2 protein-coding genes are annotated in these 1,645 nt (G+C 66.3%); both read left to right on the forward strand.

Annotated features, from left to right (window positions below; genetic code table 11):
* Positions 1-85 precede the first annotated feature (85 nt).
* Positions 86-888 (forward strand): IS5 family transposase gene (locus ACFY0D_RS40215; RefSeq protein WP_390802813.1). Its coding sequence is split into 2 segments (ribosomal slippage): positions 86-400 and positions 403-888, totalling 801 coding nucleotides; the frame shifts between segments, so codons are not numbered across the junction.
* 197 nt (positions 889-1,085) lie between these two features.
* Positions 1,086-1,556 carry an SMI1/KNR4 family protein gene (locus tag ACFY0D_RS40220; protein WP_390802812.1) on the forward strand — a complete coding sequence of 157 codons (471 nt, stop codon included), beginning with the start codon at positions 1,086-1,088 and terminating at the stop codon, positions 1,554-1,556.
* Positions 1,557-1,645 lie beyond the last annotated feature (89 nt).

The raw sequence follows: 1,645 nt of genomic DNA on the forward strand, positions 1-1,645 counted from the left end.
TAACAACGGCTAACACAATGAGGTGGATCGGCTCTGACAGCAGTGCCCTGGGTGGAAGTTGAGCGTTCACCCCGGCGTGGGGAACTTGCCGTGGACCGTGCCGGATGAGCTGTGGGACCGCCTGGAGCCGCTACTGCCTCAACGTGAGCGGCGCTTCCGGTACCCGGGCCGCAAGCCGCTGCCGGACCGGCAGGTGCTGTCCGGGATCCTGTACGTGCTGCACACCGGTATCCAGTGGGAGTACCTGCCGAAGGAGCTGGGCTTCGGCTCGGGCATGACGTGCTGGCGCAGACTGCGGGACTGGAACGAGGCTGGCGTGTGGCAGCAACTGCACGAGGTGCTTCTGGCCGAGCTAAACGCGGCCCTGCGGCTGGACTGGTCCCGCTGCGTGGTCGACTCCTGCCACGTCAGGGCCCTAAAAGGGGGAGCCATACGGGTCCGTCGCCGGTCGATCGGGGCCGGGCCGGCTCAAAGCACCACTTGATCACCGACGGGCACGGCACCCCGCTCGCGGTCCTGCTGACCGGCGGCAACCGCAATGACGTCACCCAGCTGCTGCCGTTGCTCGACGCCATCCCACCGGTCCGCGGCCGTGTCGGCCGTCCCCGCCGCAAGCCCGACTCTGTGTTTGCCGACCGTGGCTATGACCACGACGTCTACCGGGACCAGGTCCGCGATCGCGGCATCGTGCCGGCGATTGCCCGCCGTGGAACGCGGCATGGCACCGGGCTGGGCACCTACCGGTGGGTGGTCGAGCGGAGTTTCGCGTGGCTGCACGGCTTCCGACGCCTGAGGATCCGCTGGGAACGTCGGGCCGACATCCATGAGGCCTTCCTCAGACTGGCCTGCTGCCTCATCACCTTCCGACGAGTGAAATCATTGTGTTAGCTGTTTTGCGCTGCTGGACGGAACTCAAGCACCTCCGGACCGCAGCCGACAACCGCACCGGTGGCCATGTTTGACCTCTCTTGGCAGCCGCCGAGACCGGCGACCCACAGGGACGAGGAAGGAACTCTGATATGCCTCAGCCTGCTGTCGCTCGCCTGCGTCAGCTACTCCCGCCACCTGTCTCCGGAGGGGACGCGGTGGACTGGGAAGGGCTCTCCGACACGGCGCAGTTGGAACTCCCTGCGGACTATCGCGAGTTCGTGGAGTCGTACGGCGGGGGAGAGATCGACGAGTACCTGTCCGTCAGTACGCCTCCCGTCCCGGGATCGCCGTATGGGGATCTCCTCGACAGAGTCGATCCCGCACTCTCGGACCGGGACTGCCAGGAACTGGGCGCTCTCCTTGGAAGGCAAGGCTTGCCGCTCCTGTTGCCCTTCGCGGACTCGGCGAGCAGCGATGTCGCCTTCTGGCTACGAAAGGGCGCACCCGACAGCTGGAGGGTGGTCACTTTTCGGAGGCAGGCGCCGTGGGGGGCGAACCGCTGGACGGTCTTCGACGGTGGCATGGCACAGTTCTGCCTGGCCGTCCTAACCGGCGCGGTGGATCCGTTCAGCGAGCCGATCGCGGGATCAGGGCCGCACATGTTCGTGAACTGGCGCGACATGTAACCACCAGGCCGACTCGCGCGATCACCCGACCGTACTGCTGTCGTCAGGTGCCGGAAGGCGACTCACCTCATTGTGTTAGCCGTTGTAAG

It is taken from the genome of Streptomyces sp. NPDC001502 (genome assembly GCF_042894785.1).
In the GTDB taxonomy this organism is placed as follows: domain Bacteria; phylum Actinomycetota; class Actinomycetes; order Streptomycetales; family Streptomycetaceae; genus Streptomyces; species Streptomyces kutzneri.